Source organism: Bacillus cereus group sp. BfR-BA-01349 (assembly GCF_022663795.1).
GTDB classification, from domain to species: domain Bacteria; phylum Bacillota; class Bacilli; order Bacillales; family Bacillaceae_G; genus Bacillus_A; species Bacillus_A cereus.
Genome location: NZ_JAKUGE010000002.1, coordinates 150429 through 176290, shown reverse-complemented (window position 1 = coordinate 176290; position 25862 = coordinate 150429). Strand labels below are relative to the sequence as shown.

The following is a 25862-nucleotide window of genomic DNA, read 5'->3' as shown; positions in this document are numbered from 1 at the left end:
ACGAGACAAGAATGACAAGCATTTAAGAGAGTGAAGTATGATAGTGCTCTTGAAAGTAGTTATTGCTGTCCATTAGAGCGGGAATAAAAGCGACTTTTCGTGCGAAATAAGAAGGAGATGTTATAGATGTTAGATAGAGAGGCTTTGGTAGAATCATACCGCGGACAGTTACAAGTCGTTTTAGAAAGTAAAGTAGAAGAGTTTCAAATGTTCGGCTACGACAGAGTGACAGATGATGACATTTGGAAGTTTCTTAAAGTGAAAAAGTGGAAGAAGATAGACAGCGATGTTAGATTGTATGAATTAGTTAATGACGTATTAACAGTAAGTGCTAATGAATATATGACATATTTAACTGTTGAAGCATATCAAGCGCCACTTTGGTCATTTGATGAATATGAAAATAAATAACCGACTGCAATTGGTTTGTTCTTCCTTTTGCAGTATAATGATAGGTATTGATAATCAGGAAATAATTATGTCTAAGATCATATATAAAGGAGGTAGTGAAGAGAGAAAACAAATAATGAAAGTGCAGGTATCGTGAAAACGTACCGGCACAGCTAGTGATGAGCTAGCAAAATTATAGAAAGGAAGTCTACTAACTAGACGTATGCACACGTGTAAAAGTGAATCGTAAGAGATTTATTTAAAGTGTTAGTAGCGGAAAGAGGGTACATATGGCAAAGCGTGGTACGAGAATTGCCGCCTTTTTCCTCATCGTTTTATTAATCGGTGGAGTAATTGGTGCGGCAGGAAAAGACATAGCAAAAGGAATTAGTCTAGGACTAGACCTTCGCGGTGGTTTTGAAATTCTGTATGAAGTAAAACCAGCCAAAAAAGGTGACAAAATCGATCGAGACGTACTTGTAAGTACAGTAGGTGCTCTTGAGAATCGTGTCAATGTTCTCGGTGTAAGTGAGCCGAACATTCAAATCGAAGGGCAAGATCGAATTCGTGTACAGCTTGCTGGTGTACAAGATCAGCAAAAAGCACGTGAAATGTTATCAACACAAGCGAAATTAACATTCCGTGATGTAGATGATAATCTTCTTATGGACGGAACGGATTTAAAAGGCGGCGGAGCGAAGCAAACATTTGATGAGCAAGGCCGTGCGAGCGTAGGTCTTACACTAAAGAGCGCTGAAAAATTCCGTGAAGTAACTGAAAAAATTTCAAAAATGCCACCACCAACGAATTTAATGGTAATTTGGCTTGATTTTGAAGAAGGAAAAGATTCGTACAAAGCAGAATCTGCAAAACCGAATCCGAAGTTCTTATCAGCAGCAACAGTAAACCAAGTATTTAACCAAGCTGAAGTATCTATCGTAGGTGGAAACTTCACAGTTGAAAGTGCGAAACAACTTTCATCTTTATTAAATGCAGGTGCACTTCCTGTTGATTTAAAAGAAATGTATTCAACATCTGTTGGAGCGAAGTTTGGTCAACAAGCGTTAGAGCAAACGATTTTCGCTAGTGCGATTGGTATCGCTCTTATTTTCTTATTTATGCTTGTATTCTACCGTTTACCAGGACTTGTAGCGGTTATTATGTTAGGTTTATACATTTTCGTTACGTTACTTGTCTTTAACTGGATGCATGCAGTTCTTACGCTGCCGGGTATTGCGGCGTTAGTGCTCGGGGTAGGTATCGCTGTTGATGCGAATATTATTACGTACGAGAGACTGAAAGAAGAGCTGAAAATTGGTAAGTCAATGATGTCAGCATTCCGTGCTGGTAACCATCGTTCATTAGCAACGATTTTAGATGCGAACATTACAACACTTGCAGCAGCTGGTGTGCTATTCGTTTACGGTAATAGTTCCGTAAAAGGGTTCGCAACAAGTTTAATCGTAAGTATTTTAGTCGGTTTCATTACGAACGTATTCGGTACTCGTTTCTTACTAAGTTTACTAGTAAAGAGCCGTTACTTCGATAAAAAACCAGGATACTTTGGTGTGAAGCAAAAGGATATTATTCCATTAACAAAAGGTGTAGTACATCCACCAACGAAATTTGATCGTATTAATTTCGTAAATGTCGGTCATAAATTCCTTATCTTCTCGATTGTAGTTGTAATTGCAGGTGCAATTATCTTGCCAATTTTCAAATTGAATCTTGGTATTGACTTTGCGAGTGGTACACGTATCGACTTGCAATCAAAACAAGCAGTTACTGTGTCTGATGTTCATAAAGATTTTAAAGAGTTGAACATTGATGTGAAGGAAGAAAATATTGTACCGACTGGAGATGACAATAAAGGATTCGCAGTTCGTACATTAGGTGTTCTATCAAAAGATGAAATTGCAAAAACAAAAACATTCTTCCACGATAAATATGGTACAGATCCAAACGTAAGTACAGTTTCACCAACAATCGGGAAAGAAATTGTACGAAATGCATTTATCGCAGTATTAATCGCTTCTGCGGTTATCATTTTATACGTAAGTATTCGATTCCGATTTACGTACGCATTATCTGCAGTACTTGCATTATTACATGATGCGTTCGTTATGATTGTTATATTTAGTATTTTCCAATTAGAGGTAGACTTAACGTTTATCGCTGCAGTGTTAACAATCATCGGTTATTCTATTAATGATTCAATCGTTACATTTGATAGAAACCGTGAATTATACAAACAGAAAAAACGAGTTCGCGATATAAAAGACTTAGAAGAAATCGTAAATGCAAGTATTCGCCAAACGCTTGGTCGTTCGATTAACACCGTATTAACAGTGTTATTCCCAGTAATTGCACTGCTTATCTTCGGTAGTGAGTCACTACGTAACTTCTCGTTTGCGTTACTAGTTGGATTAGTTGTAGGTACGTATTCTTCTGTTTTCGTTGCTTCTCAAATTTGGTTAATGCTTGAAAACCGTCGTTTGAAAAAGGGCAAAAACAAGAAAAAGGTTGAGAAAGTAGAATCTGAACCGCAAGTATAGAAAAGATGATGTCTCTTTATGAGGCATCTCTTTTTTCGTTTGTGGATACAATAAGATAGCAACTTTTTAACAGAAAGAAGATGGAAGAAAGTGGTGGTATTATCGCTGTTTTTGTTAAAATAAAAAGATAGGTTAAGAAAAGAAGGGATTTTAATGATGGAAAAAGATGAACGTTTTAAACAGGCTGAGTTTGGTGCTATTGTCGGGATCGTTGGTAATATTATATTAGCGATTGTAAAGGCGGTAATTGGTTATATTGGGAACAGTAAAGCACTGTTAGCGGATGCGGTGCATTCTGCATCAGATGTAATTGGTTCGCTAGCTGTACTTTTTGGATTGCGAGCGGCAAAGCAGCCACCTGATGAGGATCATCCATATGGTCATGGTAAAGCGGAATCGATTTCGGCGATTATTGTTGCGGTATTATTATTTATTGTGGGACTTGAAATCGCGATTTCGTCTATAAAAGCTTTTTCGCAAGAACTAGAACCACCGAAAGGAATTACGATATTTGCTGTTGTTCTTTCAATCGTCGTGAAAGAAGGAATGTTTCAATATAAATTCCGATTAGGGAAAAGAGTAAACAGTGATGCAATTATTGCAAATGCATATGAGCACCGTTCGGATGTATTTTCTTCAATTGCAGCTTTAATCGGTATTTGTGCAGCTATAATTGGTGGTAAGCTTGGTATAGACTGGCTCGTATATGCTGATCCGATTGCGGGATTAGTTGTTTCACTTCTTGTTGTAAAAATGGCATGGAGCATTGGAGCGGAAGCAATTCATGCAACGCTTGACCATGTTCTTCATGAGGAGGATGTTATTCCGCTTAGAGAAGCAGTTCTTCAAGTAGATGGTGTGAAAAAAATTGGTTCTTTATATGCACGGGAGCATGGTCATTATGTTATTGTCGATATTAAAGTGTCTGTAGATCCATACATTACCGTAGAAGAAGGACACCGTATTGGAAAACATGTGAAAGAAATACTTATGAAACAAGATAATGTACAAAATGTATTCGTACATATAAATCCGTATTCTCCAAATTAAACATCATTAACATTTTAGTATATAGATATTGCATCGTAGTTTGCATTATATTGTCACCCCTTAATCTGTCTTGTATAATGAACAGGTTAAGGGGTGATTTCGTGTTACAACCGAAGACGCGTTGGAAAGAAAAAGAATATAATGACGAGCGAGTGAGTGAATTAGCAAGTAAATTACAGTTATCGCCACTTGTCGTTTCATTATTCCTCGGTAGAGGACTAGATACAGAAGATAAGATTTTAGATTTTTTAAATACAGAAAATCAAGAATTTCATGATCCATTTTTATTAGAAGGAATGGATAGAACGGTAGAACGTGTAAATAAGGCCATTCAAAATGGAGAGCAAATATTAATATTTGGTGATTACGATGCGGACGGAGTAAGTAGTACGACGGTTTTATATCTTGCTCTTCAAGAATTAGGTGCAGAAGTAGAATTTTACATTCCAAATCGTTTTACAGAAGGGTATGGACCGAACGAAGAAGCGTTTCGTTGGGCGCATAGCGCAGGGTTCTCACTGGTTATTACTGTCGACACTGGCATCGCAGCAGTACATGAAGCAAATGTAGCGAAAGAGCTTGGAATAGATCTAATTATTACAGATCACCATGAGCCACCGCCAGAATTGCCAGAAGCACTTGCGATTATACATCCGAAATTAGAAGGTGGCGTATATCCGTTTCACTATTTAGCTGGTGTAGGTGTTGCGTTTAAAGTTGCGCATGCACTATTAGGCCGTGTACCAGAACATTTATTAGAGATTGCAGTAATTGGTACAGTAGCCGATTTAGTATCACTTCATGGTGAAAATAGGTTGCTAGTGAAACGCGGTTTAAAACATATGCGTATGACGAGAAATATTGGTTTGAAGGCATTGTTTAAAGTTGCTAACGTTTCGCAAAGTGAAATTACCGAAGAGAGTATTGGTTTCTCAATTGCACCTCGTATTAATGCGGTCGGGCGTTTAGAAGATGCAGCGCCGGCTGTACACCTTTTATTATCAGATGATCCAGAGGAAGCGAAAGAGCTAGCTGAAGAAATTGATGAGCTGAACAAACTGCGAAAAGATATTGTAAAGCAAATTACAGAAGAGGCTATCGCTGAAGTGGAAAATAACTTCCCACCAGAAGAAAATAAAGTATTAGTACTTGCAAAAGAAGGCTGGAACCCAGGGGTAATTGGAATTGTTGCTTCTAAATTAGTTGAACGTTTTTATCGTCCGACGATTGTATTAAGCATTGATCCTATAAAAGAAACAGCAAAAGGCTCAGCACGTAGTATTGCAGGATTTGATTTGTTTGCAAATTTATCAGATTGTAGAGAGTTATTACCACACTTCGGAGGGCATCCGATGGCAGCGGGAATGACGCTACATATGAATGATGTAGATGAATTACGTCGCCGCTTAAATGAACAAGCAGATGCAATTTTAACAGACGAAGATTTTATTCCAATTACAGCAGTTGATGTTTTTTGCAAAGTAGAGGATGTAACGTTAGCGGCAATTGAAGATATGCAAAAACTAGCCCCGTTTGGTATTGGAAATCCGAAACCACGTATTGCAGTAAAAGATGCAGAGTTAGAAAGCATTCGCGCAATCGGATCAGATGGCTCTCATTTAAAAATGGCTCTTCGTGATGGACAAGCAACACTGGATACAATTGGATTTGGTTTTGGTGCATATGCGAAAGAAATCTCTCCAGTTGCAAAAGTATCTGTAATAGGAGAAGCGTCTATTAATGAATGGAATAACTTTAAGAAGCCACAACTAATGGTACAAGATATTGCTGTAGAGGCGTGGCAATTATTTGATTGGCGTAGTATGCGTAATGCAGAAGCAAATTTAGCAGAACTTCCGAAAGAAAAAATAACAATGGTGTATTTTTCTGAAGAGGTATTGAATAAATTTTCTTTAGAGAGCTATAAAGAAAAGCTCATGCATGCTTCAGAAGTAACGCATTTAGATGATCAATATATCGTGTTACTTGATTTACCAAAAGGAACAGATGAATTACGTGAGCTATTTAAGGTAGGATTCCCAGCGCGAATTTATACGCTATTTTATCAAGAGAATAACCACTTATTTAGTACAGTTCCGACGAGAGAACACTTTAAATGGTACTATTCTTTCTTAAGCCAAAAAACACCATTTTCTTTAAGACAATATGGAGAACAACTATGTCGTCATAAAGGTTGGTCAAAAGATACAGTAAATTTCATGACACAGGTGTTTTTTGAGTTAGAATTTGTTACAATAAAAGATGGCGTCATTTTTATGGCAGACAAAAAACAAAAGCGTGATTTAATTGAATCGAACACATATCGTGAGAAAATGAACCACTTACAATTAGAAAAAGAATTGGTTTATAGCACATATCAGCAACTATATACATGGTTTGAAACGATTCGTAATCATAAAGAAGTAGAACAGTTAGGGTAAAGGATTTGTATTTACAAACCTTTTAGATCTGAGGAGGATTCAGAAATATGGATTTCAAGCAACATATCGCAATTGTACCGGATTATCCGAAAGAAGGTATTGTGTTTAAAGACATTACACCTTTAATGAATGACGGTAAAGCATACAAAGCAGCAACAGATGCAATCGTTGAATACGCAAAAGAAAGAGATATCGATGTTGTAGTAGGACCAGAAGCTCGTGGTTTCATTATCGGTTGCCCAGTTTCTTATGCGTTAGAAGTAGGATTTGCGCCAGTTCGTAAATTAGGAAAATTACCACGTGAAGTAATTACAGTTGACTACGGTAAAGAATATGGTAAAGATGTTTTAACAATCCATAAAGATGCAATTAAGCCAGGTCAACGCGTATTAATTACAGATGACCTATTAGCTACAGGTGGAACTATCGAAGCGACAATTAAGCTAGTTGAAGAACTTGGCGGAGTTGTAGCAGGGATTGCATTCTTAGTAGAGCTTACTTACTTAGATGGTCGTAAAATGTTAGATGGTTACGATGTATTAGTATTAGAAAAATACTAATCACTATATAGGTAAAACTACGGTGATAAAAAGTACCCGTGAATCTCTTGGAGAGGAGCGGGTACTTTTGTATAATTGAACAAAAAATCATGGTGAAATGTCAGTAAAATCTTTTCCTTTTCACAATTCACAATCATTGGGTTATAATGATAGAATATAATTTATTCTATTAAATAAAGATAAAGTCAATTTTCAATAAAAGGTGATTCGATGGCAAATGAGCAGGTACTAACAGCTGAACAGGTACTCGAGAAAGCAAGTCAATATTTAGTGGATGAAGATATTGAGCTAGTAGCACGTGCCTATGAATATGCACGCGATGCGCATAGCGAACAATACAGAAAATCGGGTGAACCGTATATTATTCATCCAATTCAAGTTGCAGGTATTTTAGTTGATTTACACATGGATCCAGCTACGGTATCAGCAGGTTTCTTACATGATGTAGTGGAAGATACAGAGATTACGTTAGAAGATATTGAACGGGAATTTAACAAAGAAATTGCTATGCTTGTTGATGGTGTTACGAAGCTTGGGAAGATCAAATATAAATCTCACGAACAACAACAAGCAGAAAACCATCGCAAAATGTTTATTGCAATGGCTCAAGATATTCGAGTTATTTTAATTAAACTAGCTGATCGTCTTCATAACATGCGTACATTGAAACATTTGCCTCAAGAGAAGCAGCGTCGCATAGCGAATGAAACGCTAGAAATCTTTGCACCTTTAGCACATAGACTCGGAATTAGTACTATTAAATGGGAGCTAGAGGATACGTCACTTCGCTATTTAAATCCACAACAATATTATCGTATTGTAAATTTAATGAAGCGTAAACGTGCAGAACGTGAAGAATATTTAGACGAAGTAATGACTGGTATTCGTGAGAAATTAAAAGAAGTTGCAATTCAACCTGAGATCTCTGGAAGACCGAAACATATTTACAGTATTTATCGTAAAATGGCACTGCAAAATAAACAGTTCAATGAAATTTATGATTTATTAGCTGTACGTGTCGTTGTAAATAGTATTAAAGATTGTTATGCAGTGCTTGGAATTATTCATACGTGCTGGAAGCCGATGCCAGGTCGTTTTAAAGATTATATTGCAATGCCAAAAGCAAATCTATATCAATCTCTTCATACGACTGTAATTGGACCGAAAGGTGATCCGCTTGAAGTGCAAATTCGTACGAAAGAAATGCACGAAATTGCAGAATTCGGGATCGCGGCACACTGGGCATACAAAGAAGGAAAAACAGCAGAAACAACAGGTACATTAGAGAAGAAACTCACGTGGTTCCGTCAAATATTAGAATGGCAAAATGAAACTTCTAATGCAGAAGAATTTATGGAGTCATTAAAAATTGATTTATTCTCTGACATGGTATTCGTCTTTACACCGAAAGGCGATGTAATGGAATTACCACTTGGATCGGTTCCAATTGATTTCGCGTATCGTGTCCATTCGGAAATTGGGAATAAAACAATTGGTGCAAAAGTAAACGGGAAAATGGTGACGCTGGATTATAAATTAAAAACAGGCGATATCATTGAAATTTTAACGTCGAAACATTCATATGGCCCAAGTCAAGATTGGGTAAAACTTGCTCAAACATCTCATGCGAAAAATAAAATTCGTCAATTCTTTAAGAAACAACGTAGAGACGAAAATATTGAAAAAGGCCGTGAACTTGTTGAAAAGGAAGTACGTGGTCTAGAGTATGAGATGAAAGAAGTATTAGCGCCTGATAACTTAAAACGCGTCGCTGAGAAATTTAACTTTGCAAATGAAGAAGATATGTTTGCAGCAGTTGGATATAGCGGAATTACAGCTTCGCAAATTGTTACGCGACTAACGGACAAGTTCCGCAAGCAACGCGAAGAAGAAGAAATTGTTGAAGTTAAAGAAGTTCGTAAACCGATGAAAATTCGAAAATGGGATTCTGGTGTAAAGGTAAGCGGTGCTGATAATTTATTAATCCGTTTATCGAAATGCTGTAACCCAGTTCCGGGTGATGATATCGTTGGGTATATTACCAAAGGCCGAGGTGTATCGATTCACCGCCGTGATTGTGTAAATGTTCATACAGAAGAAGCGATAGAACGTTTATTAGAAGTTGAGTGGGAAGGTAGCCCTGAAAAAGAAATAGAGTATAACGTTGATATTGAAATTTCAGGTTACGATCGCCGCGGTTTATTAAATGAAGTACTGCAAGCTGTTACAGAGACGAAAACATACATTTCAGCTGTTTCTGGTAGAAGTGACCGTAATAAGATGGCAACAATTAATATGTCAATCTCGATTCGTAATTTACAACACTTGAAAAAAGTAGTAGAACGCATTAAACGCGTTCCAGAAATTTATGCAGTACGACGCATGATGCATTAATAGGGAGTGTAGAAAGATGAGAGTTGTTTTACAACGATCAAAGAAAGCGTCTGTCACAGTAGACGGTGAGATCGTAGGACAAATTCCGTTCGGTTTAACATTACTAGTTGGCATTACGCACGAAGATACAGAAAAAGATGCAACTTACATTGCGGAAAAAATTGCAAACTTACGTATTTTTGAAGATGAGAGCGGAAAGATGAATCATTCTGTACTTGATGTAGAAGGACAAGTTCTATCTATTTCGCAATTCACATTATACGGAGATTGCCGCAAGGGAAGACGTCCAAACTTTATGGATGCTGCGAAACCTGATTATGCAGAGCGTCTATACGATTTCTTTAATGAAGAAGTTCGTAAACAAGGATTACATGTGGAAACAGGGAAGTTCGGAGCAATGATGGATGTTTCTTTAATCAATGATGGTCCGGTGACCTTAATTGTAGAAAGTAAATAGTGTTGATAAAAAAGAGAGGGTTATATAATCCTCTCTTTTTTATACATTGTTGTATGTTTTGTTCATTTATTTGGAATCAATAGCAGTTTCGGTTATGTATAACTCTCCCATCAATATGGAACAATAAAAAGTAAAACATCCATATTGAATGTGAGGGATATACGTATGCGTATGAATGAAAAAGGGCATTCTGTTACAAATGGTGCAAATCAACTATTTAACGTGAATTTTCATGATTTTATTTCAAAAGAGCAAAACAATACTTCAATGGAGCTTGCTTCCGAGTTTGGGATTTCTCTTCAAGATGTAAAGCGTTTAAAGAAGCAGATTGAACGTTCTTAGAGCACTTGACAATCCTACTTAACAAACGTATAGTAATTTTATATTTACATATGAATATAACCGTTGATAGAGAAGAGTAAATGAGACACACATGGAAAGAGAAGGAATGTCTTAGGCTGAAAACATTTCTGCATGATGACTGATTGAATGACACTCTAGAGGTTTCAACTTGAACGGCATATACGCTTAGTAGGGATGAACGCACATTTAAGCGTTATTAAAAAAGTGGAAGCATACGTGCTTCAATTAGGGTGGCACCACGGGTATAATACTCTCGTCCCTACTGTTTAAACAGTAGAGGCGGGAGTTTTTTTATTTTTATTAAGATTAAAACAATTTGAGGAGGAACTGAATATGTCTATTCAAATCCCACGCGGAACGCAAGATATTCTTCCAGGCACTGTTGAGTTATGGCAGTATATCGAAGGGCAAGCACGCGAAATTTGCCGTCGTTACAATTATAAAGAAATTCGTACACCAATTTTTGAGCACACTGAGCTATTTTTACGCGGTGTTGGTGATACGACAGATATCGTACAAAAAGAAATGTACTCATTCCAAGATCGTGGAGAGCGCAGCTTAACATTACGTCCAGAAGGTACTGCACCTGTTGTACGTTCTTACGTTGAAAATAAAATGTTTGGTGATGCAACACAACCAACGAAATTATACTATATCGGTCAAATGTTCCGTTATGAAAGACCACAAGCAGGTCGCTATCGTCAATTCGTACAATTCGGTATCGAAGCAATCGGCAGTAATGACCCTGCAATTGATGCAGAAGTAATTGCACTTGCTGTTGAATTTTACCGCGGCATGGGCTTAAAAAATATTAAAGTTGTATTAAACAGTTTAGGTGACGCAGCGAGCCGTCAAGCGCACCGTGATGCATTAATCGCACACTTTGAGCCACGTATCGGCGAATTCTGTTCTGACTGTCAATCTCGCTTAGAAAAGAACCCACTTCGAATTTTAGACTGTAAGAAGGACCGTAACCATGAATTAATGGGAACAGCACCATCTATTACAGAATACTTAAACGAAGATTCAGCAATATACTACGACAAAGTTCAAGAACTATTAACGATGATGGATGTTCCGTTTGAAAAAGATCCGAACTTAGTGCGTGGTTTAGACTACTACCAACACACTGTTTTTGAAATTATGAGTGAGGCAGAAGGTTTCGGTGCAATCACTACATTAAGCGGTGGTGGCCGTTATAACGGACTTGTACAAGAAATCGGTGGACCAGAAATGCCAGGTATCGGTTTTGCAATGAGTATTGAACGTTTAATTATGGCGCTAAAAGCTGAAAACATCGAATTACCACTTGAACATAGTATTGATTGTTACGTTGTGGCGCTTGGCGAAAAAGCGAAAGACCATGCTGCAAAAGTTGCGTTCGATCTTCGTAAAGCTGGATTGTCAGTTGAAAAAGATTATTTAGATCGTAAAATGAAAGCACAATTTAAATCAGCAGATCGTCTAAAGGCGAAATTTGTAGCTGTATTAGGAGAAGATGAGCTAGATAAAGGCATCATTAACTTAAAAGATATGGCAACAGGTGAACAAGAAGAAGTAGCGTTAGATGTATTTGCTTCATACGTAGCAGAGAAATTAATATAGGGGGAACTTACAGTGGCTGAAAGAACACATGCATGTGGAAAAGTAACAGTAGAAGCTGTTGGACAAACAGTTCAATTAAAAGGTTGGGTACAAAAACGCCGTGACTTAGGTGGATTAATCTTTATCGACTTACGTGACCGTACAGGTATCGTGCAAGTTGTATTTAACCCAGAAACCTCAAAAGAAGCGTTAGAAGTAGCAGAAACAATTCGTAGCGAATACGTATTACACGTAGAAGGTACAGTTGTTGAACGTGGTGAAGGCGCAATTAATGACAATATGGCAACTGGTCGTATTGAAGTACAAGCAACAAAAGTAAATGTACTAAATGCAGCGAAAACAACGCCAATCATCATTGCTGATGATACAGATGCATCAGAAGATGTGCGTTTAAAATATCGTTATTTAGACTTACGTCGCCCAGTAATGTTTAACACATTCAAAATGCGTCATGACGTAACGAAAACAATTCGTAACTTCTTAGACACAGAAGAGTTCTTAGAAGTAGAAACACCAATTTTAACGAAAAGCACGCCAGAAGGAGCTCGTGACTATTTAGTACCAAGTCGTGTGCATGATGGTGAATTCTATGCACTACCACAGTCACCACAGTTATTTAAACAGCTTCTTATGGTCGGCGGATTTGAGCGTTACTATCAAGTAGCACGTTGTTTCCGTGATGAAGATTTACGTGCGGATCGTCAACCGGAATTCACGCAAATCGATATCGAAGCTTCATTCTTAACACAAGATGAAATTTTAGATATGATGGAGCGTATGATGACGAAAGTTATGAAGGATGCAAAAGGTGTAGAAGTTAGTGCACCATTCCCTCGTATGAAATATGCTGATGCAATGGCTCGCTACGGTTCTGATAAGCCAGATACACGCTTTGAAATGGAACTAACAGACTTATCTGAGTTTGCTGCAGGTTGTGGCTTTAAAGTGTTTACAAGTGCTGTAGAAAGCGGCGGACAAGTAAAAGCAATCAATGCAAAAGGTGCTGCAAGTAAATATTCTCGTAAAGACATCGATGCATTAACTGAATTCGTGAAAGTATACGGTGCAAAAGGTCTAGCTTGGCTTAAAGTTGAAGAAGACGGTTTAAAAGGACCGATTGCAAAATTCTTCGGTGAAGAAGATGCAAATGTGTTAATGAGCACATTAGAAGCTACTGCTGGCGACTTATTACTATTCGTAGCAGATAAGAAGAGCGTTGTTGCAGATAGCTTAGGCGCACTTCGTTTACGTCTAGGTAAAGAGCTTGAGTTAATTGATGAAAGTAAATTTAATTTCCTATGGGTAACGGATTGGCCACTTCTTGAGTACGATGAAGATGCAGATCGTTACTTCGCAGCTCACCACCCATTCACAATGCCATTCCGTGAAGACGTTGAGTTACTAGAAACAGCACCAGAAAAAGCACGTGCACAAGCATATGACCTTGTATTAAACGGTTATGAGCTTGGTGGTGGATCACTTCGTATTTACGAGCGTGACGTACAAGAAAAAATGTTCAAAGCACTTGGATTCTCACAAGAAGAAGCGCAAGAGCAATTCGGATTCTTATTAGAAGCATTCGAATACGGTACACCACCACACGGCGGTATTGCATTAGGTTTAGATCGTCTTGTTATGCTGCTTGCAGGCCGTACGAACCTTCGTGATACAATTGCATTCCCGAAAACAGCAAGCGCAAGCTGCTTATTAACAGAAGCTCCAAGCCCAGTTGCAGAAGCACAGCTTGAAGAGTTAAACTTAAAATTAAGCTTAAAAGAAGAGAAGTAAGAATAGGGTCTAGATGGTTATACTAATACCATCTAGACTTTTTTTGAGAGGTTGTTTAAAAAGTCCGGTTTAGATAACTGTCGCATCTCATCGTTGCTTCGCCAGTTCGGTGCTCGAGTAGTATTTCTACACTGCGCTCCTCCTGGCTTCAGCGCCTCGATCTGCTCGGTTCTCTAAATCCTCCTTTTTAAACGTGTATTGAAAGGAAGTAAAAAAAGACCGGTTTACACTATGTTTTCATTATCGAAATATGTATTTTTAGGAATTCTATAACTTTTTCTATACAAATAGTCGGAAAAACGCTAGAATACATGGTAGACCATTTTTGTAATAGGAGTGTAGAGCTGAATGTTACATCAATTTTCACGTAATGAATTAGCCTTCGGTAAAGAAGGACTTGAAATATTAAAAAATAGTACAGTCGGTATTTTAGGAATTGGCGGCGTAGGCTCTTTTGCAGCTGAAGCGTTAGCACGTTCTGGCGTTGGACGTCTTGTATTAGTTGATAAAGACGTTGTAGATATTACAAACGTAAACCGTCAAATTCACGCTTTAGTATCTACTGTAGGACGTTCAAAAGTAGAATTAATGAAAGAGCGTATCGCAGACATTAACCCAGAGTGTGAAGTAATTGGACTTGAAATGTTTTATACAGATGAAACATATGAAGAGTTCTTTAAGCACGGTTTAGATTTCGTAGTGGATGCATCTGATACGATTACGTTCAAAATCCATTTAATTAAACAATGTTTACGTCGTAAAATTAAAATTATCTCATGTATGGGTGCAGCAAATAAAATGGATCCAACTCGCTTCCGTATTGCGGACATTTCTAAAACACATACAGATCCAATTGCGAAAGTAATTCGTACGAAGCTTCGTAAAGATGGTATTAAAAAAGGTGTAAAAGTTGTCTTCTCTGACGAAAACCCAATCGTAATTCGTGAAGAAGTACGTAAAGAAATCGTACCAGACGAAAATGCAAAAATTCGTAAAGCGAAATTACCACCTTCATCAAATGCATTCGTACCATCTGTGGCAGGCCTAATCATGGCAAGTCACGTTGTACGTGAACGTATTAAAAACGTTGAAGTGAAGCGTGTAGGGCAAGAATAAAAAGAAAGCATATATCCGTCAAGGGTATATGCTTTTTCTATTATGTTTTAAAGAATTGCAGATATTTGCAATACTAATAATTCGAATGTAAGTAATCCTAATAAAGAATAATCGTATTTATCCGACTTATAGGCGGAAGTCTTTTTTAAACTCTTAATGGTAAAAAGACCTAATATTAGAACGAGAATACCGAGTGTTATTTTGAAGACTATTAATGAAATAGCAACCATCGCCCTTAAAATGTATATGTTTATAATAACATTTTAGTAAAAAATATCTAATCTATACCGAGAGTTTTCTTGTGTGATAGGGAGGGATATTTCTTGTCGAATCATCGATATATTAAAAAAATCGTTGATATATTTTGAGTTACGATAGATATATTTGAAAAATCGTCGGTGTAATTTCATTTACCGACACATACATATATACTCTCCACCAAAGAAACAAACAGGGACGTCACTTAGTCAAAAAAGTGACATCCCTGTTTTTAATTCTCTGCAGAATAAATAATATCTAAATTCCCGTTTTGATCGGTTTTGAAAATCGGGGCAATTTGCTCTTCTTGCTCTTCGACCGAAACAAGTTTTCGAGCACGATCCATAATTCGAACAAGCATCGCGTAATCTTCTTCGATTGCTTGTTGTTTTTTTGTGAGTACCGCTAATTTCGTTTCAAGTTCATGATTCGTTTTTTGCAGAGAAGTGAGCTGAGCTTGTAATACATCATTTTCAGTTTGCAACTTTGCGAGTGAAGGGTTATTATGCTCCAAGTTTTGCAAAAATGAGATGACATTTTGCATCGTAAGTTCTTGTTTACTTGGCGTAATATCTTCAGAAAACTCAGCATCGATTACGAGTTGTTTCGTTTTCGTGAACTGATTTTTTTCTATTTTAGCTTCAGAGCGCTTTAATTCTTTACGTTGTTTCTTCGCAAGTTGCACAGCATCTTCGTAATTCGGCCTTACTTCAGCATTCCATCTAAAGCCGCAAGCTGCTGAAGTCCGGTTCAACGTATCGCCGACTTCATCAAATGCTTTTATTTGTGTACTTCCGCTGCGAATATGTCGTAAAACAGTTTCTGCTAAAAGGAGATCATCTTCTTTTGTCCATGCATCTTGACGTGTTTTCATAAGCGAAGCCTCCATAATGGTGACGTTTTCGTTTATGTTACCCTTTATTTTTCGTTTTATTCGAAGTTTGTAATCTTTCATAAACAGTAGAAAGGGCTTGCTCAAATTTCCCTGTCGTTTTCGGTTTATAATATTGCTTGTTTTTTATTTTATCAGGTAAGTATTGTTGCCTTACCCAGCCATTTGGATGGTCGTGTGGATATAAATATCCAATGCCTCTTCCAAGTGATTCTGCGCCTTTGTAATGACTATCTTTTAAATGGCTTGGAATGTCACCTGTTTGACCGTTGCGTAAATCGTGTAATGCAGCATCAAGTGCTTTATAAGCTGAATTTGATTTTGGTGATAAGCATAGCTCGATAACGGCATTTGCAAGTGGGATGCGTGCTTCTGGGAATCCAACTCGTTCAGCTGATTCAATTGCAGCTAGTGTACGTGGTCCAGCTTGTGGGCTAGCAAGTCCAATATCTTCATAAGCCATAATAAGAAGGCGTCTGCCAATACTTTGTAAATCACCTGCTTCAATAAGGCGTGCTAAATAATGGAGCGCTGCATTTACATCACTTCCGCGCACTGATTTTTGAAATGCTGATAATACGTCATAATGAGCATCGCCGCCTTTGTCGTGAACGAAGCTCTTCTTTTGTAAGCATTCTTCCGCAATCTCGAGTGTGATTTCAGCCGCTTGATCGTCTGTAGTAAAGCTAGATAGTACAGCAAGCTCAAGTGCGTTATAAGCGGAACGCATATCACCACCAGAGGCATTTGCAAAGTGATGTAGTGCTTCATCTGTTACCGTTACAGCATATTCTCCAAGGCCTTTTTCTTTATCTTCTAAAGCTCTTTTTAACCCAATTAAAATATCATCTTCTGTTAGTGCGTGTAATTCGAAAATTTGACACCTGCTTCGAATAGCGTAGTTTATTGCATGGAATGGATTACTTGTCGTTGCACCAATTAAAGTAAGAAGTCCGCTTTCTAAGTGAGGTAATAGAAAGTCTTGCTTTGCTTTATCTAGACGGTGAACTTCATCTAAAATTAAAACGAGGTGTCGATGCATCTTCGCTTCTTGCACGACAACTTCCATATCTTTTTTATTGTGAGTAACAGCGTTCAATAGACGAAACGGGGTACCGGTACTTCCAGCAATTGCACTGGCAATGGATGTTTTTCCTGTACCTGGAGGACCGTATAAAATCATAGATTGAAAATGATTGGCTTGGACCATTCGCCATAAAATCTTTCCTTCACCAACTAAATGTTGTTGCCCAATAATTTCTTGAATATTTGTAGGGCGCATTCGATGTGCGAGTGGTTGTTTCATTTGGACCGTCTCCCTTAATATATAATCTCGTTCTATCGTATCATTTTTTGCTACGAAATTTGAAATAGGATGCTGTTTTATGGGAAAAATGAAGGATAATATTTTCATTTTTCTTTCAATTGTAATAATTTCCGAGTTTTTCAATGTGATTTTATGTTATCATTTTGATACACAAGTTGAAATTTCTTATAATACTATATTATGCTATAATTTCATAGGATTTTAAATTGTGTTCTTTTTATAAATAAGATATAACCAATAGAAGTGAAAATTTGAAAAGAGGTGCAAAATAGATGAAAATTTCAACGAAAGGCCGCTATGGCTTAACAATTATGATTGATCTTGCAAAAAAGTTTGGTGAAGGTCCGATTTCATTAAAATCAATTGCGCAGGCGCATGACTTATCTGAGCATTACTTAGAGCAATTAATTTCACCACTTCGTAACGCTCGTCTTGTAAAGAGTACGCGTGGGGCATATGGCGGATATGTATTATCTGATCAACCGGCTAACATTACAGCTGGGGATGTAATCCGTGTATTAGAGGGACCGATTAGTGTTGTAGAAATGATAGAAGAAGAAGAGCCAGCGCAGCGCCAGTTATGGATGCGTGTTCGTGATGCGGTGCAAGAAGTGTTAGATAGTACAACGTTAGAAGATTTAGTACGTTATGAGGAAGAAAATCACGGGGGCTATATGTTTTACATTTAATTCCTTGTGAAACGATTTGGAAAGAAGGAGATTTAATGGAACGCATTTACTTAGATCATGCTGCGACATCTCCGACTCACCCAGAAGTGGTCGAAAAGATGATTCCATATATGACAGAAATATTCGGGAACCCGTCTAGTATTCACTTTTATGGACGTCAAACTCGTCACACAGTAGATGAGGCGAGAAGAGTGTGTGCACGCAGCATTCATGCGAATCCGAATGAAATTATATTTACGAGCGGTGGTACAGAAGCTGATAATTTAGCGCTTATCGGTGTAGCACGTGCGAACCGTCATAAAGGTAACCACATTATAACGACGCAAATTGAACATCATGCGATTTTGCATACGTGCGAATTGTTAGAGCGTGAAGGGTTTGAAGTGACATATTTACCTGTCGATGAAACAGGGCGCATTCAAGTTTCTGACATACAAAAGGCATTAACAGAAGAGACGATTCTTGTATCTGTTATGTTTGGGAATAATGAAGTAGGGACGATGCAACCGATTGTGGAAATAGGAAAGCTGTTAAAAGAGCATCAAGCGTATTTCCATACAGATGCGGTACAAGCTTACGGTTTAGTAGAAATTAATGTGAAAGAGTTTGGTATTGATTTATTATCAATTTCAGCTCATAAAATTAACGGGCCAAAAGGTGTAGGTTTCTTATACGCTGGTGCAAATGTGAAATTTGAACCGTTATTAATAGGCGGAGAGCAAGAAAGAAAACGCCGTGCTGGTACGGAAAATGTGCCTAGTATTGCTGGGCTTCAGTATGCAATTCTTATAGCTGAAAAAACTTGTGAGCAAAAAAATGCCCAATATGAAGAGTTTAAAGATATAATGGTATCTGTCTTCAAAAATGAAGGCATTACTTTCGAGGTAAACGGAAACTTAGAACATCGCTTACCGCATGTACTTAATGTAAGTTTTACAGGAATGAACATTGAACCTTTCCTTGTGAACTTAGACTTAGCTGGCATTGCAGTATCAAGTGGTTCTGCTTGTACAGCTGGTTCGATTGATCCATCACATGTATTAGTAGCGATGTTTGGAAAAGACTCCGATCAAATACGTTCATCCGTACGCTTTAGTTTTGGACTTGGAAATACGAAAGAGCAAATTGAAAAAGCGGCGTACGAAACAGTGAAAATCGTGAAGCGATTAACACAAAATTAGCATGGGAGGTGACATGATGAACAAACTACCTCACGAAACACGCGTTGTCATCGGAATGTCCGGTGGCGTCGATTCATCTGTAGCAGCACTTTTATTAAAAGAGCAAGGTTATGATGTAATCGGAATTTTTATGAAAAACTGGGATGATACAGATGAGAATGGTGTCTGCACAGCAACAGAAGATTACAATGATGTAATTGAAGTGTGTAACCAAATTGGTATTCCGTATTATGCAGTAAACTTTGAAAAACAATACTGGGATAAAGTATTTACGTACTTCTTAGATGAGTACCGAGCTGGTCGTACACCAAACCCAGATGTAATGTGTAATAAAGAAATTAAATTTAAAGCATTTTTAGAGCATGCAATTGCGCTTGGTGCGGATTATGTGGCAACAGGCCATTATGCACGCGTTGCTTATATGGACGGCGAATATAAAATGCTTCGCGGTGTTGATGACAATAAAGATCAAACATATTTCTTAAATCAATTAAGCCAAGAGCAATTATCAAAAACAATGTTCCCGTTAGGTGAATTAAAGAAACCGCAAATTCGTGAAATGGCGAAAGAAGCTGGCTTAGCGACAGCGGCGAAAAAAGATAGTACAGGTATTTGCTTCATTGGTGAGCGTAACTTTAAAGATTTCTTAAGTAACTACTTACCGGCACAACCAGGTGTAATGCAAACATTATCTGGTGAAGTGAAAGGGAAGCATGACGGTTTAATGTATTATACAATTGGACAACGTCATGGCCTTGGAATTGGTGGTAATGGTGATCCATGGTTTGCTGTTGGGAAAAATCTAAAAGAAAACATTTTATATGTTGATCAAGGATTCCATAACGAACTTCTATATGGTGATGAAGTTATTGCTACGAATGTAGGATGGGTAAGTAACAAAGAAAAAGAAACAGAATTTAAGTGCACGGCGAAATTCCGTTATCGTCAAGAAGACAATAAAGTAACGGTTCAAATCGTTGATGAAAATACAGTTCGTATTCTTTGTGATGAGCCAATTCGTGCAATTACACCAGGACAAGCAGTCGTTTTCTATGATGGAGATGAGTGCTTAGGCGGTGCTACAATTGATGAAGTATACCGTAGTGGTAAGAAATTGGATTATTTAGGATAAATGAGAAGCCTCTGCCGATTAGCGGTTAGAGGTTTCTTTTACATAAAGCGAATTTTCGTTCGCTTGGAAAATACATTCTTTGTTATAATTTGTTGTAGAGGTGAAGGACATGTCAAACAAACTTGAAACAGGTATTCAATATATGCAAGAAGGAAACTGGGAAGAAGCAGCTAAAAATTTTACAGAAGCAATCGAAGAAAATCCGAAAGATGCGCTTGGATACATTAATTTTGCAAATTTATTAGACGTATTAGGTGATAGCGAGCGAGCGATTTTATTTTATAAACGTGCACTAGAGTTAGATGATAAATCTGCAGCAGCCTACTATGGTTTAGGAAATGTATATTATGGCCAAGAGCAATTTACTGAAGCGAAAGCTGTATTTGAACAAGCAATGCAAGCTGGATTACAATCAGCTGATGTAACATTTATGTTAGGTATCACACATGTACAGCTTGGAAATGATCGTCTTGCACTACCATTCTTACAAAGAGCAACAGAATTAGATGAAAACGATGTAGAAGCTGTATTCCAGTGCGGACTTTGCTTCGCGCGACTAGAACACGTTCAAGAGGCGAAACCTTATTTTGAAAAGGTATTAGAAATGGATGAGGAGCATGCAGATGCGTATTACAATTTAGGTGTTGCGTACGTATTTGAGGAAAATAATGAGAAGGCTCTCGCTTTATTTAAGAAAGCAACTGAAATTCAGCCAGATCACTTTTTAGCGGGTAATGGCGTTCGTTTATTAGAGCAAGAAGCTGAATAAGATAAAAATATAGTTTAATGGGTAGTTATCCCTCATCTAAAAAGGTGGGGGATGTACTGCTCATTAAAGTGAAAATACCGGAAAGGAGAGGAAAAATGGGAAATCAACATGCAATGGATTTGTTTGAGGAAGAGAAAAAGTTTATAAAAGCGCAAGTTCTTCATACCATTTTCCACAACGAAGAAAACCTCTATTCCGTTGTCAGTATGAAAGTCATTGAAACGAATGAAACGTATGACGAAAAGAAAGTAATGATAAACGGTCATTTTCCCCGCATGCATGAAGATGAAGTGTTTACATTGACAGGTCATTTTAAGGACCATCCAAAGTATGGAAAACAATATATGGTTGAAACATTTAAAAAAGAATTGCCGCAAACAAAAGCAGGTATGGTGCAATATTTAGCGAGTGATTTATTTAAAGGGATAGGAAAACGTACAGCTGAAAAAATTGTGGACCATCTCGGAGAACATGCTATTTCTAAAATTATGGATGACCCTGAGGCATTAAATGGTGTTGTTAATAAACAAAAGGCTCAGGAAATATATGAGACAATTGTTGAACATCAAGGGCTAGAGAAAGTAATGAGCTTTTTAAATGGCTACGGTTTTGGAACGAAACTTTCTATTAAGATTTACCAGCAATATAAAGAGATGACATTAGAAGTGATTCGTAATAATCCGTATCAACTTATCGAAGAAGTGGACGGGATTGGTTTTGGAAGAGCGGATGATATAGGGCGTGCGTTAGGGATATCGGGTAATCATGACGACCGTGTACGCGCAGGATGTTTTTACACATTAGAGAATGTCTCATTACAACTTGGTCACGTTTATATGAGGAAAGATCAACTTGTAAGAGAAACGATGTCACTTTTAAACAATCATGAAGGGAGAGTGACTGAGGAAGATATTATAGGTTGTATTGAAACGATGCAAAGTGAAGGGAAAGTCATCATAGAAGAAGAACGAGTGTATTTAGCAACGTTATTCTACTCTGAGAAAGGTGTTGTAAAGTCTATTCGCAGGCTTATGAATCAAGAAGAAACACCTTCATTTCCAGAAGCAGAAGTGTTAAAAACGTTAGGTGAAATTGAAGAACAACTGAACGTACAATATGCACCGTTTCAGCAAGAAGCAATTCAAACGGCACTTCATAAACCGATGATGTTATTGACAGGTGGACCAGGAACAGGGAAAACAACAGTTATTAAAGGGATTGTTGAAATGTATGCATCACTACACGGGTTATCGTTAAATCCGAATGAATACAGTGATGATAATCCATTTCCAATACTATTAACAGCTCCAACAGGAAGAGCAGCGAAGCGAATGAGTGAATCGACAGGACTTCCAGCTTGCACAATTCACCGTTTACTTGGTTGGACGCCAGAAGGATCTTTCCAGCGTAATGAAACGGACCCTGTCCAAGGTAAGCTCCTTATTATCGATGAATTTTCAATGGTTGATATTTGGCTTGCAAATCAGCTATTTAAGTCGTTGCCGACGAACATTCAAGTTATCGTTGTAGGTGATGAAGATCAGTTGCCATCTGTAGGACCTGGACAAGTATTAAAAGATTTATTAAATGCAGGCGCAGTTCCGACAGTGAAGCTTACTGAAATTTATCGTCAAGCGGAAGGCTCATCAGTGATTCAACTTGCCCATGCGATAAAAAATGGAACTCTACCACCAGATTTAGCACAAAATCAAAAAGATCGTTCATTTATCGGCTGTACAGGAGCTCAAATTGTTGAGGTTGTGAAAAAAGTTTGTGAAAATGCTAAAACAAAAGGCTTTAGCGCAAGAGATGTACAAGTATTAGCACCGATGTACCGCGGGCCTGCTGGTATTAATGTATTAAACGAAGCGCTGCAACAAGTATTTAATCCGAAGAGGGAAAAGAGTAAAGAACTTGCTTACGGTGATGTTGTGTACCGAAGAGGCGATAAAGTACTGCAACTCGTGAATCAGCCGGAGAGCCAAGTGTTTAATGGTGATATTGGGGAAATTGTTTCGGTGTTTTATGCGAAAGAAAACGTTGAGCAACAAGATATGATTATCGTTTCATTTGACGGAATTGAGGTAACGTATACGAAGCCCGATTTAAATCAAATTACGCATGCATATTGTTGTTCCATTCATAAATCACAAGGTAGTGAATTTCCGATTGTTATTATGCCAATCGTGAAAAGTTACAACCGTATGTTACGTCGTAATTTAATTTACACGGGCATTACAAGAAGTAAGAAGTTCCTTATTATTTGCGGAGAGGAAGCAGCTTTCCAATCTGGTGTAAATCGCCTTGATGATGCAATGCGTCAAACAACCTTAGCTAGTCGCTTGCAAGAATCACAAGGAGAAGTACAGATGGTCACAGTTAATGGCGAGGAAATGGACGTGGAAAACATTTCACCGTATGATTTCATGTAACAAGGTGAAATTATATAGTGAAACTTTCAAACGCATAGCGTTGAAAGGCTCCAGTAAAATGTATAAATGAATGCAGTTTGGACATAATGGCGAATAGAATCTGGGAGACTGTAAGGAGATGAAAGCCATATGTTTATTTGTCCAAATTGCAAAGGGAAAGACATTGGAAAAATAGGTGTCAACCAATTTTATTGCTGGAATTGTTATATCGAATTATCGGTTTCAAAGGGGAAAATCCATACGCATCAAGTTGAGGAAGATGGTTCACTAAGCTCTCTTGATGATTTATTTGATGAGAATGAAAGAACGATCGGATAACGAAAAGGGGGATTTACTTTGAATCTACGCAATTCATTAATCGCATTAGGTGTTGGAGCTGCAGCATATCAATATGCTCGTAAGCAAGATGTATTTTCAAAACGCAATATGAAAAAAGCACGTAAGATGATTAAGTCTTACTTATAATCATTTCGATAAAGTGAAAAACTCCCTTGTAGACAAGGGAGTTTTTTTATGCACCCATATGCAAATAAAAAAGTCCGATCTCTGAGAAAAGATAAGATAGACCGTAGCAGCCAACGCCAAGTATTCCATACTGCCATAATTGCTTCGCTTTTTCTTTACGTGAGGAATGAATAAAGAACCCCTTCCAAATACCGAACCCGATACAAATCCATTCAAGAATCATAAAAAGTGCTGATAATCCAAGCATAAACAAAACCATAATTAGCCCTCCTGATTATATTAATTCATGCTGTATTCTCAGGGGTGGTTGTCCTTGTTATGTTATTTATATGTACGTCTTTAAAAAACAGTATGGTCCGTATGAAAAGATTTTAAAAGTTTCGCACATAACCTACCCCATTTATTTTCAAAATAAAGGTGGAGGAGGTTTTTCATGTGAAGAATCTTAAAATCATTTGGATATATCGTTTAGGATTATTGTTACTTGTTTTTCTTTGTCTGCTCGTCTTTTTAAAAATTAAGCCGCTATGGGCACCGATTATTTTTGTATTTAAAGTAGCGATTACGCCGTTTCTTATCGCGTGTTTTATTGCGTATTTATTGCACCCTTTAATTGAAAAAATTCATAAGGAAGGGATGCCCCGTACACTTGCCATTTTGCTCATTTATATCCTTTTCTTTGGCGGAATTGGTTATGGGATTTATAAAGGAACACCAGTCGTTATTAAGCAGTTACAAGAGATTAATGAACAATTTCCGCAGTTTACAAAAATGTACGATTCGTGGATGGATGGCGTTACAGAACAAACGGCGAATTTCCCTTCGTTCATTCATGAAAAGGTGAAACAACTTTTTGTGGGTGTGGAAACGAAGATTCAAGCGCTTTTAAATAAAGTGATGAGTACAGCTCGTGGTGTACTCGATTCATTGCTCATTATTTTCTTAATACCGTTCATTGTATTTTACATATTAAAAGATTATGGTGAGTTTTATCATATCTTTTGGAAACTAGTCCCAAGTAAATGGCGAGGTACGGGGCAAATGCTTGCGAAAGAAATTGATAAATCACTTGGAAGTTATATTCGAGGACAGTTATTTGTTTGTTTAGTATTAGGGGGAGTATCAGCTCTTTCTTTTTGGTTTATCGGTATGAAATATCCATTATTGCTTGGCATTATTATTGGGGTAACGGATATAATCCCGTACTTCGGTCCTATTTTAGGAGCAATCCCGACGTTAATGATTGCAGCAACAGTATCAACGAGTTTACTTATTAAGGCGGGGATCACAATTGCGATTTTGCAATTTGTGGAGAGTAACATTTTATCGCCTTACATCGTTGGTAAGTCACTTCGTATGCATCCCGTTATTATTATGCTTGCCTTACTAGTTGGGGGAGAGGTAGCTGGGATTGTAGGATTGCTAATATCGGTTCCGATTTTAGCAGTTATTCGCACTGTCACTGTTCATGTGAGACCGCTCTTGAAAAAAGAAGATGTGTAAGTATAGAAGCCCTCTATGTAAGAAATAGAGGGCTAATCATATATTTATTTAGAAAGCTGCTCGTGTATCTTTTGAACGAGGGAGCTCACATCATTTGTTTGAATATGTTTTATTTTTTTCCATTCGTTATCATACATAAATACAATTTGATTGTTGAAAAGACGCTTTTGTTCTTTTAGATTAGAAATTTTTGCGAAAGAGTACTCTTCAAATATTGGATTCTTACTTACATCTGGCCCATAAAAGAATAGCCTTTTGTTCGTTAAAATTAGCAATCCTGGCCTTGCGACGGAACGATAAATAAATATGTCTAATGAACATGCTGCGTAAAATAATATCGTTTCGTCAGTCGCTAATATGTTTTTAGCTTTGCTAAGTAAGGTTGTCATTGTGATCGCTCCTTTATTTTATTAACAATAATTTAATTGTCACAAAAAAAGTAATATTTAGAAATTTTTATAAATTATTCTTATAAGGAGATTCCGATTTATTAAT

At 37.5% G+C, this 25862-nt stretch carries 23 protein-coding genes and 1 other annotated feature; of the genes, 19 read left to right on the top strand and 4 right to left on the bottom strand.

The features are described 5' to 3' along the window. Positions 1-126: 126 nt before the first annotated feature. The 11 genes from MR169_RS02205 to MR169_RS02155 all read left to right on the top strand — a co-directional run bounded on the left by MR169_RS02205 (position 127) and on the right by MR169_RS02155 (position 14719). Entirely contained in the window at positions 127-411 is a 285-nt protein-coding gene (locus MR169_RS02205) for a post-transcriptional regulator (RefSeq protein ID WP_000886978.1), read from the top strand. Between the two features lie 269 nt (positions 412-680). Beyond that, on the top strand, positions 681-2945 hold the full coding sequence (gene secDF, locus MR169_RS02200) for a protein translocase subunit SecDF (RefSeq protein WP_242318824.1): 2265 nt from the start codon (positions 681-683) through the stop codon (positions 2943-2945). Positions 2946-3101: 156 nt separating this feature from the next. Continuing rightward, positions 3102-3995: a cation diffusion facilitator family transporter gene (locus MR169_RS02195; protein WP_000409743.1), complete on the top strand. Its 894-nt coding sequence runs from the start codon at positions 3102-3104 to the stop codon at positions 3993-3995. 101 nt (positions 3996-4096) lie between these two features. Then, entirely contained in the window at positions 4097-6436 is a 2340-nt protein-coding gene (gene recJ / locus MR169_RS02190; RefSeq protein WP_242318823.1) for a single-stranded-DNA-specific exonuclease RecJ, read from the top strand. Between the two features lie 47 nt (positions 6437-6483). Then, positions 6484-6996 (top strand): adenine phosphoribosyltransferase, encoded by a 513-nt coding sequence (locus tag MR169_RS02185; RefSeq protein WP_000346215.1) that lies wholly within the window; start codon positions 6484-6486, stop codon positions 6994-6996. A 210-nt stretch (positions 6997-7206) separates the two neighbouring features. Beyond that, positions 7207-9390 (top strand): GTP diphosphokinase, encoded by a 2184-nt coding sequence (relA, locus tag MR169_RS02180; protein ID WP_001262813.1) that lies wholly within the window; start codon positions 7207-7209, stop codon positions 9388-9390. A 16-nt stretch (positions 9391-9406) separates the two neighbouring features. Then, positions 9407-9847, top strand: a complete 441-nt coding sequence (locus MR169_RS02175; RefSeq protein ID WP_001266965.1) for a D-tyrosyl-tRNA(Tyr) deacylase — start codon at positions 9407-9409, stop codon at positions 9845-9847. A gap of 165 nt (positions 9848-10012) precedes the next feature. Continuing rightward, positions 10013-10189, top strand: a complete 177-nt coding sequence (locus MR169_RS02170) for a hypothetical protein (RefSeq protein WP_001242605.1) — start codon at positions 10013-10015, stop codon at positions 10187-10189. Positions 10190-10243: 54 nt separating this feature from the next. After that, positions 10244-10474, top strand: a binding site (T-box leader). Positions 10475-10543: 69 nt separating this feature from the next. Further along, entirely contained in the window at positions 10544-11815 is a 1272-nt protein-coding gene (gene hisS / locus MR169_RS02165; protein WP_000027081.1) for a histidine--tRNA ligase, read from the top strand. Between the two features lie 12 nt (positions 11816-11827). Further along, complete coding sequence (gene aspS / locus MR169_RS02160; protein ID WP_000840898.1) at positions 11828-13603, top strand: aspartate--tRNA ligase; 1776 nt, start codon at positions 11828-11830, stop codon at positions 13601-13603. A 348-nt stretch (positions 13604-13951) separates the two neighbouring features. Next, entirely contained in the window at positions 13952-14719 is a 768-nt protein-coding gene (locus MR169_RS02155; RefSeq protein ID WP_044795860.1) for a tRNA threonylcarbamoyladenosine dehydratase, read from the top strand. A 490-nt stretch (positions 14720-15209) separates the two neighbouring features. Here MR169_RS02155 and MR169_RS02150 read toward each other — a convergent pair whose 3' ends face one another. Further along, complete coding sequence (locus MR169_RS02150) at positions 15210-15851, bottom strand: RsfA family transcriptional regulator (protein WP_000857722.1); 642 nt, start codon at positions 15849-15851, stop codon at positions 15210-15212. 37 nt (positions 15852-15888) lie between these two features. Beyond that, a complete protein-coding gene (locus MR169_RS02145) occupies positions 15889-17175 on the bottom strand; it encodes a replication-associated recombination protein A (protein WP_242318822.1) in 1287 nt (428 codons plus the stop codon). Positions 17176-17468: 293 nt separating this feature from the next. Here MR169_RS02145 and cymR point away from each other — a divergent pair, with 293 nt between their 5' ends. The 7 genes from cymR (at position 17469) to MR169_RS02110 (ending at position 23864) form a co-directional block, all read left to right on the top strand. After that, entirely contained in the window at positions 17469-17885 is a 417-nt protein-coding gene (cymR, locus tag MR169_RS02140) for a cysteine metabolism transcriptional regulator CymR (RefSeq protein WP_000704116.1), read from the top strand. A 35-nt stretch (positions 17886-17920) separates the two neighbouring features. Next, positions 17921-19066, top strand: a complete 1146-nt coding sequence (locus MR169_RS02135; RefSeq protein ID WP_242318821.1) for a cysteine desulfurase family protein — start codon at positions 17921-17923, stop codon at positions 19064-19066. Positions 19067-19082: 16 nt separating this feature from the next. Beyond that, entirely contained in the window at positions 19083-20198 is a 1116-nt protein-coding gene (mnmA, locus tag MR169_RS02130; protein ID WP_001038010.1) for a tRNA 2-thiouridine(34) synthase MnmA, read from the top strand. A 109-nt stretch (positions 20199-20307) separates the two neighbouring features. Beyond that, on the top strand, positions 20308-20967 hold the full coding sequence (locus MR169_RS02125; RefSeq protein ID WP_000066409.1) for a tetratricopeptide repeat protein: 660 nt from the start codon (positions 20308-20310) through the stop codon (positions 20965-20967). A 95-nt stretch (positions 20968-21062) separates the two neighbouring features. Continuing rightward, on the top strand, positions 21063-23399 hold the full coding sequence (gene recD2, locus MR169_RS02120) for an SF1B family DNA helicase RecD2 (RefSeq protein WP_242318820.1): 2337 nt from the start codon (positions 21063-21065) through the stop codon (positions 23397-23399). Positions 23400-23528: 129 nt separating this feature from the next. After that, a complete protein-coding gene (locus MR169_RS02115) occupies positions 23529-23717 on the top strand; it encodes a hypothetical protein (RefSeq protein WP_000469281.1) in 189 nt (62 codons plus the stop codon). Between the two features lie 18 nt (positions 23718-23735). After that, positions 23736-23864, top strand: coding sequence for a YrzQ family protein (locus MR169_RS02110; RefSeq protein WP_001053553.1), 129 nt, complete (start codon positions 23736-23738; stop codon positions 23862-23864). 46 nt (positions 23865-23910) lie between these two features. On the opposite strand, the gene MR169_RS02105 is transcribed toward MR169_RS02110, so the two are convergent. After that, complete coding sequence (locus MR169_RS02105) at positions 23911-24123, bottom strand: hypothetical protein (protein WP_000242535.1); 213 nt, start codon at positions 24121-24123, stop codon at positions 23911-23913. 176 nt (positions 24124-24299) lie between these two features. Here MR169_RS02105 and MR169_RS02100 point away from each other — a divergent pair, with 176 nt between their 5' ends. After that, positions 24300-25367 carry an AI-2E family transporter gene (locus MR169_RS02100; protein ID WP_000793130.1) on the top strand — a complete coding sequence of 356 codons (1068 nt, stop codon included), beginning with the start codon at positions 24300-24302 and terminating at the stop codon, positions 25365-25367. Between the two features lie 44 nt (positions 25368-25411). Here the strand turns inward: MR169_RS02100 and MR169_RS02095 are convergent, their stop codons facing one another. Beyond that, positions 25412-25756 carry a PH domain-containing protein gene (locus MR169_RS02095; RefSeq protein WP_000209579.1) on the bottom strand — a complete coding sequence of 115 codons (345 nt, stop codon included), beginning with the start codon at positions 25754-25756 and terminating at the stop codon, positions 25412-25414. Positions 25757-25862: the final 106 nt, after the last annotated feature.